Origin of the sequence: Nostoc sp. ChiSLP03a (genome assembly GCF_034531215.2) — a bacterium.
In the GTDB taxonomy this organism is placed as follows: domain Bacteria; phylum Cyanobacteriota; class Cyanobacteriia; order Cyanobacteriales; family Nostocaceae; genus Nostoc.
The window spans coordinates 1-18,940 of record NZ_JAVRBQ020000162.1 but is presented as its reverse complement, the minus strand read 5'-3'; the positions used below and the strand labels follow the sequence as shown (position 1 = coordinate 18,940).

At 42.8% G+C, this 18,940-nt stretch carries 15 protein-coding genes and 1 pseudogene; 8 read left to right on the top strand and 8 right to left on the bottom strand.

Going from position 1 to position 18,940, the window contains the following annotated elements; translation table 11 throughout:
* Window positions 1-522: 522 nt before the first annotated feature.
* The 4 genes and pseudogenes from RMY32_RS27635 (at window position 523) to RMY32_RS27620 (ending at window position 5,203) form a co-directional block, all read left to right on the top strand.
* Window positions 523-2,511 (top strand): zinc metalloprotease HtpX, encoded by a 1,989-nt coding sequence (locus tag RMY32_RS27635; RefSeq protein ID WP_322710725.1) that lies wholly within the window; start codon window positions 523-525, stop codon window positions 2,509-2,511.
* Window positions 2,512-3,187: 676 nt separating this feature from the next.
* Window positions 3,188-3,454: pseudogene (locus RMY32_RS27630) on the top strand (MetQ/NlpA family ABC transporter substrate-binding protein); the annotation flags it as partial.
* A gap of 18 nt (window positions 3,455-3,472) precedes the next feature.
* Window positions 3,473-4,810, top strand: coding sequence for an LLM class flavin-dependent oxidoreductase (locus RMY32_RS27625; protein ID WP_322710724.1), 1,338 nt, complete (start codon window positions 3,473-3,475; stop codon window positions 4,808-4,810).
* Between the two features lie 123 nt (window positions 4,811-4,933).
* Complete coding sequence (locus RMY32_RS27620; RefSeq protein ID WP_322710723.1) at window positions 4,934-5,203, top strand: hypothetical protein; 270 nt, start codon at window positions 4,934-4,936, stop codon at window positions 5,201-5,203.
* Between the two features lie 340 nt (window positions 5,204-5,543).
* On the opposite strand, the gene RMY32_RS27615 is transcribed toward RMY32_RS27620, so the two are convergent.
* Complete coding sequence (locus RMY32_RS27615; RefSeq protein WP_322710722.1) at window positions 5,544-6,767, bottom strand: glutathione S-transferase family protein; 1,224 nt, start codon at window positions 6,765-6,767, stop codon at window positions 5,544-5,546.
* A 3-nt stretch (window positions 6,768-6,770) separates the two neighbouring features.
* Window positions 6,771-7,424, bottom strand: coding sequence for a class I SAM-dependent methyltransferase family protein (locus RMY32_RS27610; RefSeq protein ID WP_322710721.1), 654 nt, complete (start codon window positions 7,422-7,424; stop codon window positions 6,771-6,773).
* A 259-nt stretch (window positions 7,425-7,683) separates the two neighbouring features.
* On the opposite strand from RMY32_RS27610, the gene RMY32_RS27605 reads away from it, so the two are divergent.
* The 4 genes from RMY32_RS27605 (at window position 7,684) to RMY32_RS27590 (ending at window position 11,468) form a co-directional block, all read left to right on the top strand.
* Complete coding sequence (locus RMY32_RS27605) at window positions 7,684-8,304, top strand: hypothetical protein (protein ID WP_322710720.1); 621 nt, start codon at window positions 7,684-7,686, stop codon at window positions 8,302-8,304.
* Window positions 8,282-8,512 (top strand): element excision factor XisH family protein, encoded by a 231-nt coding sequence (locus RMY32_RS27600; protein WP_322710737.1) that lies wholly within the window; start codon window positions 8,282-8,284, stop codon window positions 8,510-8,512. The genes RMY32_RS27605 and RMY32_RS27600 overlap by 23 nt, the downstream gene beginning before the upstream one ends.
* Window positions 8,500-8,838 (top strand): XisI protein, encoded by a 339-nt coding sequence (locus RMY32_RS27595; protein WP_322710719.1) that lies wholly within the window; start codon window positions 8,500-8,502, stop codon window positions 8,836-8,838. Before RMY32_RS27600 ends, RMY32_RS27595 begins: the two co-directional genes overlap by 13 nt.
* A gap of 344 nt (window positions 8,839-9,182) precedes the next feature.
* The gene (locus tag RMY32_RS27590) at window positions 9,183-11,468 is read left to right on the top strand and encodes an FAD/NAD(P)-binding protein (RefSeq protein WP_322710718.1); all 2,286 of its coding nucleotides are present in this window, start codon (window positions 9,183-9,185) and stop codon (window positions 11,466-11,468) included.
* A 13-nt stretch (window positions 11,469-11,481) separates the two neighbouring features.
* Here RMY32_RS27590 and RMY32_RS27585 read toward each other — a convergent pair whose 3' ends face one another.
* From RMY32_RS27585 to RMY32_RS27560, 6 genes are all read right to left on the bottom strand, one after another.
* On the bottom strand, window positions 11,482-12,171 hold the full coding sequence (locus tag RMY32_RS27585; protein WP_322710717.1) for an SDR family NAD(P)-dependent oxidoreductase: 690 nt from the start codon (window positions 12,169-12,171) through the stop codon (window positions 11,482-11,484).
* Between the two features lie 119 nt (window positions 12,172-12,290).
* A complete protein-coding gene (locus RMY32_RS27580; protein ID WP_322710716.1) occupies window positions 12,291-13,163 on the bottom strand; it encodes a bile acid:sodium symporter family protein in 873 nt (290 codons plus the stop codon).
* Between the two features lie 181 nt (window positions 13,164-13,344).
* Window positions 13,345-15,750 carry an arylsulfatase gene (locus tag RMY32_RS27575; protein ID WP_322710715.1) on the bottom strand — a complete coding sequence of 802 codons (2,406 nt, stop codon included), beginning with the start codon at window positions 15,748-15,750 and terminating at the stop codon, window positions 13,345-13,347.
* A 13-nt stretch (window positions 15,751-15,763) separates the two neighbouring features.
* Window positions 15,764-16,846: a formylglycine-generating enzyme family protein gene (locus RMY32_RS27570; RefSeq protein WP_409884128.1), complete on the bottom strand. Its 1,083-nt coding sequence runs from the start codon at window positions 16,844-16,846 to the stop codon at window positions 15,764-15,766.
* 573 nt (window positions 16,847-17,419) lie between these two features.
* Entirely contained in the window at window positions 17,420-17,530 is a 111-nt protein-coding gene (locus RMY32_RS27565; RefSeq protein WP_409884125.1) for a GNAT family N-acetyltransferase, read from the bottom strand.
* Between the two features lie 325 nt (window positions 17,531-17,855).
* Entirely contained in the window at window positions 17,856-18,317 is a 462-nt protein-coding gene (locus RMY32_RS27560; protein WP_322710713.1) for a hypothetical protein, read from the bottom strand.
* Between the last annotated feature and the right edge of the window lie 623 nt (window positions 18,318-18,940).

The following is an 18,940-nucleotide window of genomic DNA, read 5'->3' as shown; positions in this document are numbered from 1 at the left end:
TTCCTCATCTTATCAATCTCAGGTTATGTTCCAATAGTTTTCGGATAAACCCAATAATCTCTCTTTTGGTCTGGGGAAAGGTTAAAGGGCAAAGGGGGAAAGATAAATTCAAACCTTTTTCCTTTCCCCTTTCCCCATTAACCGAAAAGTATTGGTTATGTTCATCATTCGTCTTCCTCCAATCGGGTGAACCATTTGGGTAATCAATAATTACTCTGATTGGGTGAAGCAAGGCTGGGTTGAAAACATTTATTCTCTAAATATCAAACACGGGCAAAAGAGGTAGTAAGTTTACCGCCGCCAAAATATTATAAGTATTATTACAGCTTTTATTGGAAAGTCTTAAACATGATTTATGCGTTCCCCAGGCTAGAGAGACATAGTAATATATGTTTCTCTAGTCTTTTACTTAAGTAGATATTTTATACTGTTATTAATTAAATTTTTACGAAATTGCAGTGACATCGCTGGATCTATTGAGTATTGATAGATCAAATACCACTCCTTTAGTAGGGAGATCCTATGTCATTGCAATCTGCGTTAAATGCCTTAAACCAAAAACGTTATCAAGAAGCGGCTGAATTACTCGAACAATTCTGCCGCGATTGCGCTGAACACAATTCCTCAGATTATCTTTCAGCACAGATGTGGCTGATGAAAGCTTATCAAGCCACAGGCGAAACCGAAAAAGCCAAGGCCTTGTGTCAAAAGTTAATCATGAGTGAAAATCCCCAGGTTCGCAGTTGGGCAGAACAAGCCAGTCAATCCTTCCGCCAAACGTCACCTAAAGCTAGCCAAAAAGCTGGTCGCGCCGTTACCACTGGGATGAAATTAGCGATGGGGGGAGTGGGTGGTAGTTTGGCGTTAGCTTCTGGTGTCACCATGACTTTGCTGTTTGGCATGGTGTTGGCTTTAGGTTTGAGCTTAGTATTTATTTTGGGTAGCGATAATCCACTCCAAGGATTAGCGATCGCTATTGGTATTACTCTAGTTTTTAATATTGCCGCCTTTTTCATATCTCCATTCATCATGGACTTAACCCAAGGCTGGCTTTACCAAACTCGCTGGGTAGAGTTGGCAGAAGTTGAAACCTTCAGTCCAGAGACAGCTAAAGTTATTCGCCAAATCTGTCAGCAAAAAAAGCTAAAAACGCCGCGTTTGGGAATTATTAACGACCAAAACCCCACAGCTTTTACTTATGGTTCATTGCCGAACAGCGCCCGTCTAGTCGTCAGTCAAGGACTTTTCACATACCTCGATGACGATGAAATTGCTACCGTTTACGCTCACGAACTGGGGCACATCGTCCACTGGGACTTTGCAGTGATGACAGTAGCTTCTACCTTAGTGCAAATTTGTTACTTGATTTACAGCACAGCCAGAAGATTTGGGCGCGGTGGTGGTGATAGCAAAATTAAAGATGCAATGCAAACTGCTGCCCTAGTTGCTTATGTGTTTTATGTCATCGGTACTTATCTAGTGCTGTACCTCTCCCGCACACGAGAATATTTTGCTGACCACTTTGCAGCCGAAAGTACGGGTAATCCCAATGGATTGTCCCGTGCTTTAGTGAAGATTGCCTACGGAATTTTAGAAGAAGGTTCGCGCACACAAGAACCCAGCCGTTTAATTGAAGGAACTCGCGCTTTGGGCATCTATGACCATAAAGCCGCCGCTTCCACAGGAACCGCCTACCGCATTGCATCTGATACTCAAAAAATTGGTCGCGTCTTTCTGTGGGATATGTTTAACCCTTGGGGCTGGTGGATGGAGTTAAATTCCACTCATCCCTTGACAGGCAAACGAGTTCGTGTATTGAGTAACTATGCCGAACAATTGGGTTTACCAACTGAGTTTGATATGGGGCGAGTTATTGGAGAAGGTAAAAGTCTTAATAAAAGTAGACTTTACGGCAACTTCTTTTTAGATGTTGTACTCTACGGTGCTGAAACAATTGGTTTCTTCGCTGGCTTGGTAACAGGCGTGATTTTGTTGTCAAGTTCGCAAAACACAGGTTTAGTATTGGGTGCGCCAGTAATTGGGTTAGGCATCGGAATTATCATCAAAGCCTTGGTGATGTTCCCCGATTACAAGCAAGCACCGGAAACCGATATTCTTACCCTGATGTCAGACCCTTATGCCAGTCCGTTACGCGGACAACCTGCAAAACTAGAAGGTCAACTTATTGGTCGTGGCGACGCTGGTTATAAATTTGGTTCCGATTTAAAAATTCAAGATCGTAGCGGAATGCTTTATCTGCATTATGCCTCACGCTTTGGCCCTATCGGCAATTTCCTGTTTGGGATGAAGCGAGTCCAAAGCTTGATAGGCGAACAAGTTGGGGCTGTGGGTTGGTTCCGTCGAGGTGTTGCGCCTTGGATGGATTTAATTCAACTCCAGAGCAAAAATGGCACTATCGTCAACAGTTACCATCGCTTCTGGTCATTCATCCTTGGCGGTGGATCGATTATCCTGGGAGTGGTCTTGATTATGTTTTTGAGCCGCAGCTAGCTGAGTTTCTAGGCTGCTGTCAAAGCATTTCTCAGTCCATCCAAGCTTTAATTTGTCAGGAGGTGGTTAGTAACTGCCTCCTTTTTTTTATGCTACTTATAAATTCAATTCACGAAAACCCTGATATATATAGATTTACCATAGGGGCATGGCATTGCCCATAGGTGTCAACTTATTGGCGCGTATTGAGAGGGCCAAAGTTACCCCCAACAGATACCCAAATACCGTAGCGTGGTGCTGACATTCTTGCCTCCAAATTAAATGGCGACTGGGAAGATACACCTTGTTTTTTATCCTCACCTATGCAAATCTCATAGTATACTACTATAAACTTACCGATTTACAGTATATTAATTATAGGTGCAAAAATAGATGGCAGGAGCCACAAACTCTATCGAGATGATTGCAAATATTAAGCCATTACTGTTTCATCCCGACGTGTTAACAATCAATTACGCAACTTCCTAAAGAGTATTAAAAAAGGTTCTTCAGTACCTGTTATGCCAATTATTAGTTAAATATCAAAAATAATCTTGAAAACAAAGGTAAAAAAGCAAAAGCAGTGCCAAAATCCTAACCTGAAACACATCGACTTCATCAATTTAAAAGAAAAGCCAGGGGAGTATTACAGCGTTAAAGATATCATTAAGCATTTCAAAAATATCTTAAGAAGTTAGACAATTACGCTATTGTTAGAGCCTTAGACGATCTAGATTTAGCTGTGACATCTGCATCCTTCATTGTGCAAGCAAAGGTATCTCAAAACCCCATTGTGTTAGACGAGATTGGCATTGCTAACAAAAATTATGCAGTGGGTTTGGCAACTGTACAATCAAAAGCAAATGATTCCAACATCCAAAAATTAAATCAATTGGTTGTCGATCCCAAATTGAAAGACTATATCAATAACTATCACAAAAGGGCGATCGCCCCTGCATTCTAAACATGATACGGAGGGATAATGAGCAGAACAAAGCAATTAAAATTAGGTGCATTCATGCGCCCGGTAAGCATACACACAGGTGCTTGGCGTTATCCTGGGGCTATACCTGATGGTAATTTCAACTTCCCAGCACTAAAAAAATTCATCCAGAAACTAGAGCAAGGCAAGTTTGACGCATTTTTCATGGCTGACCACTTAGCAGTGCTGAATATGCCAATCAACGCCCTGAAACGCAGCCATACTGTCACTTCTTTTGAACCTTTTACCCTGCTTTCTGCCCTCGCTAGTGTCACCGAACACATCGGTTTAGTAGCCACTGCTTCCACAACTTATGACGCGCCTTACCACATCGCTCGTCGCTTCGCCTCTCTCGACCATATCAGTGGCGGTCGTGCTGGCTGGAACATCGTCACCACAGCCAATCCAGACGCAGCGCTCAACTTTGGATTAGAAGAAGAGATAGAGCATGACGAACGCTATCGGCGGGCTAGAGAATTTTATGATGTTGTCACGGGTCTTTGGGATTCCTTTGCTGACGATGCGTTTATTCGAGATGTGGAAGCCGGGATTTATTTTGACCCCGACAAGCTTCACGTTCTGAATCATCAGGGAAAATATCTCTCGGTGCGGGGGCCATTAAACATTGCTAGACCTGTCCAAGGCTGGCCGGTAATCGTTCAGGCTGGCGCATCCGAAGCCGGACGGCAATTAGCCGCCGAAACCGCCGAGGCTGTGTTTGCACCTGCTGGTAATTTGGAAGCTGGCAAAGCTTTATTTGCAGACATTAAGGGACGGGCGCAGGCAATTGGACGCGACCCAGACAGTATAAAAATTCTTCCGGGTGCTTTAGTCATCGTTGGGGAAACCGTTGCCGAGGCACAGGCAAAGCGTGTTTATTTGGATAGCCTAGTACATTATGACAGTGGGATTGCTAGCCTAAATGGTGCGCTTGGCTACGACGTTTCGAGTTTCGATCCAGACGGCCCCTTGCCAGAAATCCCACCGACTAATGCTGGCCACTCTTCACGAGAAAGAGTAATAGCCTTAGCGCAACGTGAGAATTTGACGATTCGACAACTGGCGCAACGTGTTGGCAGTTATGGCGGGCTGGCTTTCGTTGGTACGCCCCAAACCATCGCCGATGAGATGGAAAAATGGCTGTTTGAGGAAGGCTCTGACGGTTTCAACATCATGTTCCCTTATCTTCCTGAAGGGTTGAACGATTTCGTTGACAAAGTTGTGCCAGAACTCCAACGCCGTGGGATTTTCCGCAAAGAGTATGAGGGTACAACCCTGCGTGAAAATCTCGGTCTGGCGCGCCCTGCTAATCGCTTCTTCCAGACTAGTCTGGTGTAAACTGCGATCGCGCTATTTTGGAATGAACACGTATATAGTGATGCTAGTAATGGCTTCTTTGAAGAAGTACAGGAGCTATATCAAAGTTTAGCTCCTCAACTGGTTAAAGACGATGAGCCTCCTTTGCGCGAACAGAAAGTCCCTAATAAAACACCTGAGATTGAGCAAACAGGTTTGTTTGGTGAAGTAGTCTATCGCTCTTATCGATGGGATACAACATACAACAGTGCAAGTTATCTCAACCTCTTAAATACTTACTCCGGTCATATAAATTTAGATCGCATTACAAAAGCGCGTTTTTTTGATGCGATCGCTGAATTAATTAATACCAAGTTCAATGGACAAATTACTAAAGGTTACTTAACTACTTTATACGTAGCCCACCGATTGTAATCTTATCTAAATCATTTTGCAGATATGATTAAACAGTTATAGCAAGGGACTGGGGACTGGTGACTGGGGATTGGGGATTGGGTGAAAAGTCTTGTTGTGTCTAAGTTTTATCATCTGTTAATGTCCTAACCACGAAGGCTTGTGCTATACGTTTTGTAAGGGGGACTGTTACCCCAACACAAACACCTGTTGTATATGAGATTTTAAACCCCTTCAAGTAGGATATTCAGTTTTCGGCTCCTGTCACAGCTAACTCGTCGGAATTGCAAACTCTGTTCGATTTCATTGCTATAGGAGCAAGTGAGTGCGATCGCATCCTACCTTCAACAAGCCCACAAAATTAATAAACAGAAGTCAACAATTTATCGATTGCAGCGCGAAACGCCGTTGCGGCACCAGCACTCATATCACGAGGAGCGCAGATGCGATTTCTCAAATATGCGAAAGTAATAGCACCCACAGCAGCGAAGATGGGGTCAACGTTGCTATTTTTCCCACCAGTCCTTCCACCTGGTAAAGTTGCACCATTGCCATGAATGAGATAATCAGCTAGTTGTCGCAGGTGAAAATCAACAGCGTCCTTAACTGTGGTAAAGTCACCGTCTGCGGCTATTGCTTGGACTCCAGAATTTTTGATAATATCTGCGATCGCAACTTCCCGATTATCGCTCAATCTCTCAGCTGCTTCGGCTCGATATTGAATTTTTTCACTATCTGCTACATCCAGAGGTAAAGGATTTCCAATCGGTTCTACACCCCATCTGCGACGTAAAAGTAAATTATTGGTGATATTATCTGACTTCACTCTATGATAAGCAGGACGCTGATTAAGTGCGTCAAACCAAGCATTAATTCGAGGAAAGCGAGGATTTCCTTTGAGGTGATATCCCCGATACACAGGGAAATTAGCCGCCAATCTATCTAGATGGGGGCTATACAGAATGTCTACTAAGCTAAATGTACTGACAAAGTAGGGCCCGGGGTATTTAGCCAAAGCTTGCTCAAGTTCATCTAACTTCGCCTCAAATGCTGTTTGAAAGTTAGCCAATTCATCAGCATCTACAGGTGCTTCTCTCAGGAATTTGTAAGCAATCTCTCTAAAACCGTTAGTCTCAGCTTCTTCAACCAACTGCCTAGCAACAGCGTTTTCCTCTGAATTCTCAGGCAATAATGCTGGATGTGGAAACCTTTCTTCTAAAGCTAAGAGAATATCTTTAGATTCATATACTAATTTACCCTCAATTTTGGCTGCTGGGACAAGGGTTGTGGGGACTAAGTCAGTGTACCATTTAGGTTTATTACTTAAATCAATAAACTCCGTTGCAAAGGGAATTTCCTTTTCTTCCAGAGCAAACCAAACTCTCTCGCAGAAAGGACACCAGGAATTAGTATCTCGATAAAGCAAGACTGGCGGTTCTGCATTTGGAGGAAGTTTATGTAAACTGCTGGGTATTGGTGCAGTAGAAGGAGATTGTCCTGTCCTCTTTACCCTACGCGCAGAGGTATTTTTTCTAGCAGTTTCTAAAACTTCTTCCCAAGTTGATACTGTGTTTTGAATTGACATTTTTTACCTCGCTTTACTAGGAATGCCGGAAAACACAAATAACTGTTGCTCTTTAGGTGCAGCCAAGTTTTCACCAAGGTATCGATGAAGACCAACACCCATATCTCCTGTAGCCGTAAGCTTGAAGTTTACTTCCTCAAATCCAGATGCACTTAAAATTTTCCGCACATTGTCAGAGTAAGTAATACCGTTGGAGTGTCCGCGAGTCCAAATGACAAAAGCACCCGGTTTACTCAGAAAGCTCAGGTTATCTAGTAAGCGATTGAGTTCAGCTTCCTCAAGATTGCCAAAGACACCACACACAATCACAATATCTGCTGGTACTGCTCCTACATAGTTAGTGGCAAGAGTTGCATCACCATTGATAATCTCAATTTGCTTGGCTAAACCCAAAGACTCTATATTTGCTCGTCCACGCTCAACTAGATTTGAATTTATTTCAACCAGTCGTGCAGAAACATCCTTCGCACGGGGGTGATTTTTTAAAGTTCCTAATAAATCTCGTCCATCACCCGCGCAAACACTCACTATTCGGATAGCACCATCTGGTGAGGCATTCAAACTATAAGCAATATATTCTCGCACGATTTCTAGACGCTGCTGCAATTTTGGCTCAGTGTCGTATAGGTCGTGCCATTCATACCAATCTTTTGGCATAGAGAGTGATTCCCGTTTGATGCACACTGTGTAACCACAAAATACGGTTAACTTATCAAGTAACTGTAGTTTGTGGGTGAAGGCAGAGTATCACAAACATTTATATAAAATCAAGCCTGATTACGTGTAGTCACCTTTAATGGAGTAGTTATAAGGAAATCTTTCGTATAATTAAGTAGTTATGCCGCTCAATCTTCGGTTGTGGCAGCATTTATAAGATATCTGCCAACACGAAGTTAAATTAGCATAGTAGCAATTTATGGGAGCCAAAACCTTTGTCTATGAGCGCCAAGTAGAATATTGGACAAGCCGACAGATAGAGGAATTTTTTCTAAATGCTGGTTTCAATATCGTTGTTTATCCCGTAGAACAAGTAACAGAGCATTATTTACCAGCAGATCACATATTTGGAGTAGATGATGATCTAGTCAAGCTGTTTGGAATACAATACAAAGCTTTGTACCACAATTCAGTAAATCACTGGAAACTTGACCAACACCAACACAACCGTTTAGTCCATTTTCCCTGGATCTATTATGGTTTGTCAGATTTACAGAGTGTTGCCGATGGTCGCAACAGTCTTCATTATTTAAGAATCTTGAATTCAGCATTCCCTTACCTCAAAAAACTAGATGTGGGCAGTTTAAGTCCTCATTACCGTTGGGGGGCATTTTATCAGCATCTGCAATCTTGCCAAACGGGTCGTCGTATTCACAACATTTCTGATCTTCGGGAGGCAATCTCGCCGCTTCAGGAAAGAGAATTGAACAGATTTACTATTGAAATTACAGATATTTTTGTTGCTAATTTTAATGCAAAGAAGCTTGTACACCTGTCACCACAGTTAAAACAAAGAGATATCAGCTTCAACGATTTCTGAGTTTTATATTGCAATTGGACAATTTATTAATTATCGTATTGCTCTGGAGGAAGAGGAAGCAGATAGACAATTATACTTGGCAGTTCCATTAGATATTTACAAGCGGTTTTTCAAGTATCCATTTATTCAAACCGTGATTCGCCGCAACCAAATTCAGTTATTAGTGTACGACACAGAAAAGCAGGAGGTTGCTCAATGGATAAGTTAGATTGGTATCGTCAATTAATTCAGGAGTTACTAGTAGAGAGAGCAAAATTGCGATCGCCAAACGATCTAATCAAAAGTCAGACAATTTTTGATCGCGAGTGTGATCATTATCAACTGGTCAATTTGGGATGGAAAGATAGCAGTACCCGAATCTATGGCTGTGCGCTTCATGTTGATATTATCGATGGGAAAAGTTGGGTGCAACATGACGGAACGGAAGACGCAATTGCAGACCACTTAGCAGCTAAGGGAGTGCCGAAACAAGACATTGTTATAGCTTATCATGCACCTCATGTACGACAGTATACAGAGTTTGCTGTAGGGTAAAACTATTTTAACTCAACTGCCAAAGCGATCGCTTTGGGCAGATTGAGGCAGTGACAAAGCTGTTGGCAATATTCTAAAGAAATCTCTGGGCGATCGCATTCAATATAAGCATTAATTTCATCTTGGCGATCGCTGATTTCGTTTACTACTCAGGAATGATTACTGTGTAATCCAAAACTACGGTTAACATATCAATTAAATGTATTTAATGCCTGAAATTAGGGTATTATAAGAATTTATAAGAAATCAAGTCTTAATTCTTTTAGCTGGGTTGGAAATGCATTTAGTCCCGGTAGATAGACTTTATGAAACAGGCGTAACTATTTATTTTAACTAAGACCGCTATGAACCCTAGTTTTGTAACTGCCCAGAATTCAACCATGATCGCGATTGTTGGCGGAGGTTTTAGTGGTTCTCTAGTTGCTACCCATTTATTGAAAACTGCCAGTCAACCTCTCACCATTAAGCTAATTGAGCGTAGCGATCAAATTGGCAAAGGAATTGCCTACAGCACGGATACCAACTGTCATTTGTTGAATGTATCGGCAGGCAACATGAGTGCATTTGCCCACGATCCAGGACATTTGTTACGTTGGCTTCAGCACAACCGCGATGAGTTAAAAGTATTTTTTTCAGAAGAAGTCAATGCCAGTACCTTCATACCTCGTAAGGTCTATGGTTTATACATTCAAGCGGTTTTGGCAGAAGCAGAAGCCACAGCACCCAATGATGTACGACTAGAACGCTTGACTGATGAAGTGGTAGGGGTACAGCCTGAAGAAAAAGGCGCAATGATTTCTCTACGTAGTGGTCGCTGTTTTGCCACAGACAGAGTTGTGTTGGCATTGGGGAACTCACCTTCTGCACCCCCCGCTATTGAAAACCCAAACAGTAATGATGATTATCTGCGGAATGCTTGGTCAGCCGATGCCTTAGCAGACCTTGATGCTGATGCACCTGTGTTGCTAATTGGTACGGGACTGACGATGGTGGATATGGTTTTATCTCTGAGCGATCGCCAACATCGCGGTAAAATTTATGCTGTGTCCCGACGCGGATTATTTCCCCTCAAACATCAAGCGGCTCAACCTTATCCCTGCTTCTTAACCCCAGAAAATTCACCAAAAAGTGTACGCGGTTGGTTACGTCGGCTGCGTGCTGAGGTAGAAATTGCGGCTACCCAAGGCTACGACTGGCGAGCAGTAATTGATTCTCTGCGTCCCATAATTCAGAAAATCTGGCAAAAACTACCGACGGAAGAACAGCAACGTTTTTTGCGTCATTTGACACCTTATTGGGATGTGCATCGTCACCGCATTGCCCCACAAGTAGCGGATGTTGTCACCCAAATGCTGGATTCTGGTCAACTCACCATCTCTGCTGGGCGGATTCGGGAATATCAAGCTTTGTCGGACGGTGTGGCTGTTACCGTCTGCTGGCGCAAAACCCAAACTAATCATATCTTGCATGTCCGGCGGGTGGTGAATTGTACAGGGGTAGCAGCAGATTATCGCCGATCGCCTCATCCTCTGATTACTGATTTGCGATCGCAGAAATTAATTCGCCCCAATGCCATCGGTTTAGGACTAGATACAGATACCCACGGTGCATTATATGCAGCAGACGGTAACGTTTCGACGCTGTTTTATACCTTGGGAACTCCGCGCAAGGGCGACTTGTGGGAAACTATCGCTGTACCAGAATTACGAGGACAGGCGCAGGAACTATCTAAGACGTTGTTGCAATCGCTACCAGTGCGTGCGCGCCCTATTCCAACGATGCCTTTGTTAAGCGATGGCAGTGCAGAGATACCGCAATCAACTTTCCTATTTCGGCAATTTTTTGACCCTACAACTAGTAGTTATACTTACTTAATTGGCGATCGGCAGACAGGAGATGCTGTTCTAGTCGATCCTGTATTAGAGCAAGTTGACCGCGATTTGCAATCATTGGATGAATTGGGATTAAAGCTACGCTACTGTTTAGAAACTCACCTCCATGCCGATCATATTACAGGGGCAGGCAAACTCAGGCAAAAAACAGGCTGTGAGGTGATTGTTCCCCAGAATACTGCTGTGACAAAAGCCGATCGCTCCCTTGTGGGTGGCGAAATCCTAGAGGTGGGATCGGTAATCATCGAAACAATTTCCACACCAGGTCACACCGCCAGTCATATAGCATATTTGGTGAACAAAACCCATCTGTTAACTGGTGATGCCTTATTTATTCGCGGTTGTGGACGCACAGATTTTCAGGGAGGCGATCCTGGAACTTTATACGATGTGGTGACAGAACGCTTATTCATCTTGCCAGATGATACTTGGGTATATCCTGCCCATGACTATAAAGGGCGTACTGTTTCCACCATTGGCGAAGAAAAGCGACTTAATCCCAGATTAAGCGATCGCAGTCGTAGTCAATTCATTACCATCATGAATAATCTCAAATTGAGTTATCCCCAAAAGATGAATGCAGCTGTACCTGCGAATGAATACTGTGGTGATTTTATTCCTCAAGAAAGCTTAGACCAGGCTACGAGCTCGGCAACAGATGAAGAACAGAAACAAATAGAACTCACAGTTATGACTAATACAGAAATTTACAATGATTACTTTGCTATGTATATCTAGAGCAGAGTGAAAATCAAAATTTTTCCACCCAAGGTCGCAATTCAACTTCCCAAGTCCAAGCATTGCGAGGTTGGCGAAAAATGTTCAGGTAAGTTTGAGCGATCGCATCTGGATCGAGTAAACTATCTGGTTGATTATCTGGTTCTATCCGGGTAGCAGAACGAATTGCTCCATCAATCACAAAATGGGCTACATGGATATTCTGAGGAGCCAATTCACGGGCAATGCTTTGAGCCAAACCCCGTAAAGCAAATTTACCCATTGCAAACGGTGCAGACTGGGGATAACCCTTAACACTGGCGGAAGCACCTGTAAAAAAGATAGCTCCTCCACCCGCAGCTAACTGACGTTTTGCCGCCGCTTGTGCTACTAAAAAGCCACCATAGGCAGTAATTTCTAGTGTTTTGGCAACATCGGCTGGGTCAAGTTCCACAAATGAACCCCGAACGCGCCAGCTAGGATTATACACAACCAATGTTGGTACTCCTAGTTTTTGTTCGACATCTGTAAATAGTTGTTCAACTTCATTTAGTTGAGAAGCATCAGCAGTAAAACTGACGGCTCCAATTTCATCAGATAATGCTTTGAGCTTATCAATTTGCCTTGCTGCTAAAGCAATAGTAAAGCCTTCTTTTGCTAATAAACGGGCTAGTGAAGCACTGAGTCCACTACCAGCCCCAACAATCAATGCAATATTTGTCATATCCTCAATTTCTCCCTCAAATGAATAACATAACCAACAATTTACTATAGCTGTACTAAACAAGCTCCTGACTTTTTATCAAAATGAGCAACAGAGATATTTTTGCAGTCAGGAGAGTTTCAACCTTTTACTTGCTCTATCTTTACACCCATTCCTTGGTCTAGTTCTATGAACTTTGGCCCGGCGATCAGAACTACGATCATCATTAAAATACTCGTCACCATGATGATGCTCACGACGCTGGGATCTTCAAAATTACTTGTAGCTACTAATAATGCTGCGGCAAAATTACGTTGAGCTGTTCCTACTCCTAGCACTCGTTGGGTATCGATACCAGGGCCGCCCAAAAGATAACCAACGCTAAAAGAGAAGACTATGAAAACAGCACAAACGAAAATTGCACCTGTTTGTAATAAGCCAATGATATCGTTAGTGTGAACTATCAGCCTGACTATTAGACCTAAAAGCAATCCAGCATTAGATAATTTGAACAAAATCGGCTGGATAATGGGGGCGATCGCACTCAATTTTGCTTTGATGAATAACCCAATAATCAATGGGCTAACCATCATTAACAATAAGGGTTTGGCAATGTCCCAGGAGTTAATTTGCACGCCTTCCACCACTAAGGGCAGTACAATCGGCATATAAAAAATTGTGCCCAGCATTAGTAACATCATTAATCCCACCGAGAAAGCTATATTGCCTTTGACTATATGGGCAAGTTTCGGTAGTGCTGGAGGCCCTGATGCTACTGCCATAATCAGTAAGCCATCTCTTAGGGGTTCGCTTAAATGTACTACTTGCAATAGTAAATATACAAAAACTGGCACTAGCACAAAATTTGTTAACAGCGATGATATAACTAAGCGGAGGTTGCGGAGTGGTTCCCAAATCTGTTGTACGGTGAGACTCAACCCTGCACCCAGCATGGTGAACACGATAAATGTGAAAAGTGCGAGTTTATCGATTAGTGACAAGATTTCGTTCATGATTTTTTATCTCACGCAGAGGGGCAGGGGAGGAGGGAAGCAGGGAGCAGGGGAGCAGGGAGCAGAGGCGCAGAGGGGTAGAGGGGTAGAGAGCAGGGGAGCAGGGGGAGAAGAATTAATAATCAATGCCCAATGCCCAATGCCCAATGCCCAATGCCCAATCCCCAATGCCCAGTCCTTATTACTTCAATTCCAGGGTGACTTGCTGTAAGTTGCCGGTGAATGCAAAGGGTGTTTCGTAAGTATCTACCGCAGGTGTGCCAGTATCTTGACCAACATCAAAGGTTCCATCTAAACCAAATCGATAGCCTACGGTTTTATCAATGCGGCCTTCGGCAACCTGTCGATCGTCGATTGAGAGCTTACCAGTACCGCCTGCTCCCGGAGCGCCGCCATCATAAGTAAAGTCAAATTTGATTTGGGATTTGCCGATCGCAATTGGTTGAGAAGATTGAATGATTGTGCTACTGCTATTGAAGAAGTTGTAAGCAAAGGTGGGTTTACCTTCTTTCAAGAAGAAACTCCAACCTGCAAAACGTCCGCCTTGGGTGACTAAAACGCCTTCAGTACCAGATGAAGCAGCATCCACATCGGCAGTGATGCTAAAGGAGCGATTCTTAATATTGGGAGCGCTACCTTCGGGAATCCCTGCAACAGATGTGTAATAAGTAAAGCTATTGCGTTCTGTGGTTCTGTTGGAACGGATTTTGACATCAAACCGTTGAAGTAAGCGATCGTCCAAGGGCAGAACTTTGTATTTCTCTGCTTCCTTCAAAAATAAATCTTGTAGTTGCGCTAACTTGTCAGGGTTCTGCTTGGCTAAATCGTTGGCTTCACTGAAGTCTTTGGTAATATCGTATAGTTCCCAATTATCTTCATCGAAGGTGGTTTTGGAGACACGCTCCCAAGGTAAGCGTCCATGACGGGCGGCTGCTACCCAACCTCGATCGTAAATGCCACGATTGCCAAACATCTCAAAATACTGGGTTTTGTGATGGGATGGTACATCAGGATCGTCAAAGCTATAAACAAGGCTAGTACCTTCAATGGGTTGTTGTTTTACACCGTTGACTACCTCTGGTTCTTCAATCCCAACAGCTTCCAGAATGGTGGGAGCAATATCAATTACATGATGGAATTGGCTCCGCAGTCCACCACGATTTTTGATGCGTTCTCCCCAAGCCACAACTAAACCATTGCGGGTTCCACCGAAGTGAGAAGCAATTTGTTTTGTCCATTGGAAGGGGCTATCCACTGCCCAAGCCCAAGCTGCATGAAAATGATTGAAGGTTTTAGGCCCACCTAAATCATCAAAAGCCGCGAGAATTTCTTGAGGACTTTCTGCTACGCCATTAAAAACTTTTAATTCATTGATACTACCTGTTAAGCCGCCTTCAGCACTCGCACCATTATCGCCGGCGATGAAAAAGACTAAGGTATTATCCAATTCACCCAGTTGGTCTATGGCATCAATGACTCTACCAATTTGTGCATCGGTATGGCTGAGGAAACCTGCAAATACTTCTGCCTGACGCGCATAAACTTTCTGCTCGGTGGGAGTGAGGGAATCCCAAGCTGGGAGTTCTGCCGGACGAGGAGTCAGCTTAGTATCGGCGGGAATTACACCAAGGGCTAACTGACGAGCAAAGATGTCTTCGCGTAATTTATCCCAACCTCGATCGAATTTACCCTTGTACTTGTCGATCCATTCTTTGGGCGCATGGTGTGGGGCATGGGTTGCGCCAGTGGCAAAGTAAGTAAAGAAGGGTTTATCAGGAGCGATCGCTTGTTGGGTGCGAATCCATTTAATCGCACGATCTGCTAAATCGGGGGTGAGGTGATAATCAGGGCGATTTGGTTTTTGAATATGTTGGGTATTTTCCACCAAACCTGGACTCCATTGATTGGTATCACCGCCCAGAAATCCATAGAAGTACTCAAAACCTAAACCTGTCGGCCAGCGATCGAATGGGCCTGCTGCACTGGTTTCATAGTCTGGGGTATTGTGCCATTTGCCAAAAGCTGCGGTGTTATATCCATAATTTCGCAATACTTCAGCGATCGTTGCCGCACTTCTAGGTAAAATCGCAGTATAACCTGGATAGCCTGTGGCTAACTCCTCAACCACACCTGTATTTACAGAATGATGGTTGCGTCCCGTGAGCAATGCGGCTCTGGTAGGAGAGCAGAGTGCTGTAGTGTGGAATTGGTTATAACGCAATCCCCTTGCTGCTAGACGGTCTAAATTAGGCGTATCGATCGCGCCGCCAAAGGTACTGGTTTGTCCAAAACCGACATCATCAAGCAACACCAGCAACACGTTTGGTGCATTTTCTGGAGCCTTAATGGGTTTGGGGAAGTCTGGTTCGGATTCTTTGTAAGTAATGCCAATTTTGCCTTGAAAAGATGGTTGGGGTAATGGCAATTTGTCGCCATAGTCCGCCCAAGCAGGTAGAGGTAAGAGACTAGAAAATATTAGCGTTAGGGCACTCAAAAAAGCGATTCTCCTTCGGAGACGCTGCGCGATCGCACCAGAAGTTAACTTCACAGATGCATACAAAGAATCTCTCTTGTGAGGATCAGTCATACAATTTTGGATTTTAGATTTGGAATTTTGGATTTATGGGTAGTGTGCTGTCAGGCAAATTTTTAACTAACCGAAACCCGATATGAGTAGTTCCCGTATCGGGTGATTCTGACTCCCGCGCCGCCGGACGGAAGCGGCTACAGTAATTGGGAGCGCAGAGATACGATCCCCCTTTGATTACGTGTAACTTTGGTTCATCGGGCTTTTTGGGATCAAAGCTTTGATTTAAGGCAATAGGATTAATTCGATCGGATTTGCGATCGCGTCCGATTTGAAAGAAATCAGTAGTCCATTCCCACACATTGCCGGTCATGTCATAGAGTCCATAACCATTGGGTGCAAAAGAACCGACGGGAGCAATGCCCAAATGACCATCGGCTTTGGTGTTGAAAAAGGGAAAAATTCCTTGCCAAGTGTTGGCTCTATGTTCAGAATATTCATTGCCCCAAGTGTATGTTGCACCATCCAAGCCACCACGGGCGGCGTATTCCCATTGAGCTTCGGTAGGTAAGGATTTTCCTGACCATTTGGCGTAGGCTAGGGCATCTTCGTAAGCTATGTGAACAACTGGATAGTTGGATTTGCTAGCGATTGCACTGTCTGGCCCAAAGGGATGTTGCCAATTCGCGCCAGGAGTCCAATGCCACCAACTCAGAAAGGAAACTTCCTTGACACCCGGTTTTGCCATCTCAAACACTAAAGAACCCGGTAATCGCTGCTCATCCGGTAAATCGGGAAACTGTTCTTCAGATAAGGGACGCTCTGCAATTGTCAGATATCCTGTAGCTTTGATAAATTCACCAAATTGTGCATTTGTTACCTCATATTTATCAATACAGAAGTTAGTCACTGTTACATTTCCAGGCGATCGCTCCTCCACAAAATTGGAATTATCAGACCCCATTTTGAACGTTCCTCCTGAAATCATCGCCATCCATTGGGGACAGGGATTGACTGTGGCTGCCAATGCGGTTGTATTGATGAATAAGAGTGCGATCGCTATTCCTTGAATGAATATTAGTGTGAGAAGGTAATGTTTTTTTACATCTCTAATATTCTCAATTTTGCTACTTTTAATTGAATGCCTGTAGTTCATCAATAAAATTCAAATTTTATTCAAACTTATATCATTTTGGTTTTAAATTAAAAATCCCTTTTTCGTCGTATTTATCGGTAATTTATTTTTCGCCTTACATTATTTGTTGTGGAAAAACCCATATTTTAATCAATAAATCTTAAGAAGATTTTCAATGTTTGATACTATGCAGAAACTATTAACTCTAAACTTAGGTTAATTTACAACAAAAATATTCATTCCTGCTAAAATACTAAAAGCCGATTAATTTACCGATGTTTTATCTAATATTGATAAATTACATCTTGTGAAAACATAAGTCAAGCACTATATATATTTAGCTACGAAAAAGCTTAACACCACCTCAGTCAGATATTGGTGTAGCCACAAAATCAGTTTTGATACCCTTCTTACAGCAGAAATCATGTATTTGAACCACACCTGTCGTAGGGGCGCAAGGCCTAGCGCCCCTACTGCATGGTCTATTTACCTGAAAATAGCTGTAAACCGAGTTTTTTCGTAAAACTGGAGTACTTCCTTGGTTTGCCTTCCACTTCGGAACATTACTTTGTAACAATTGTCACTCCATGCAGATTAGAACGCATGATGTATCAGGCGCTTTCCTATACCTTGGCGACGATAATCGGGATAAGTAATTACATTCTCAATAGTCCATAGGAACGATCGCCAAAATACAAGAGGCAATTAAGTTTCCCTTCCAGTTTGCTACAAAGCAATTAATCTTGCGATCGGGTACGCTGGGCGGAACGCCATCGCTCAATATTTCGTTCTATATTTTCTCAAGAGTTGATGCGTCAGGTAAGGGAGCATCCGTTGGGTTTTGTTAGAGTGTTTCCCTAATAAGTGTTGGTGGTTATTCTTTTTTAGGGTGACACTTACATAAATGCAAGGGATTTTTTCGATGAGTTCAATCCTTCCCTGATGATGTAATTTTCACTAATTATCTGCTGAAAAAAATGTAGAAACGTAACAGTAATACGTTTCTATAAAGGTTCTGAATAATGCATATTTAATATTTGGAGATATCTACTTTACAGCTAGGATCGGCAGCGAAGCTTTTATCAAAAATAAACTTAACATAGATATTTCCACCACCTCGTGAATAGCTGCCACCCAAGTAACGCCATTTATTATCTTGGACGCCTGCATCTCCGGTTTTAAATACTGTAGCGGGTAGATTTCCGTTGTCAACATACGTAACATTTGCTTTATTACCGCCGCGATTACTTCCCTTGTTAATTTTGTAGTTGATTCTTATTATTGAGCCTATTCTTCCTCCTAAGCCTTGATTGTAATCGATTTTAATTGCGCCTGTAAAACCTCCTTTACTACATGAATAGTCACGAATAACGGCATCAGCATTAACTGGAGTGAAAGCAATGCTACTACAAGCAATAGCCATTGCAGCAGTAGCAATAACAAAACGGTTTGTTGTTTTTGTAATTTGACGAGCATTCAAAGTATTAACCATTAGAGACTTCCTTTTTGATTGAGTTATACTTTGCATTGAGTAAACTAAAATCTGAATAGCTGATTAAATGTCTTAATCTAGGTGCTAAGACTAGGAATTACTAGTCTCTACAAAGGCTTTGAAAGCACGCAAAATCATTTTCATACCTGAATTTAGCAATGCTCTAATTACACCTATTTTGGTCTAATTTTTGTTTGAAGTTAATGACACTCAATCTAACTTCTACCTATAACTCGGCTTAAGAAATACGAGTTTTATGCAAAACTCTCTATATCCTCACAAAACTTAATAATTGCCTATGCGATCAGCCCAAGCGGTATGTAGGCTATTGTAGCAGCGGTATTAAGTGTAGAGAGACAAATTATTTGACCAAAACGACAGATTTTTTGTCAACAATTCAAATTCTTCTATATTGCTTGTTCAAGCAATTTTTATAGCTTTATATCAGAAACGCTAAAAATCAGATTCCTCTAGAGCAAAGCTTACTAACCCAAGTTGCGGGTTATCAAGCTGTGGGTACTTTGCACTTGAATAGTCGTGCGCTCGTTCAGGACGAAGTGGCGGTTGCACGTCGCGCAACCGCCACCTCAATTAACTCAAAAATACAAATACTGAATTAGATT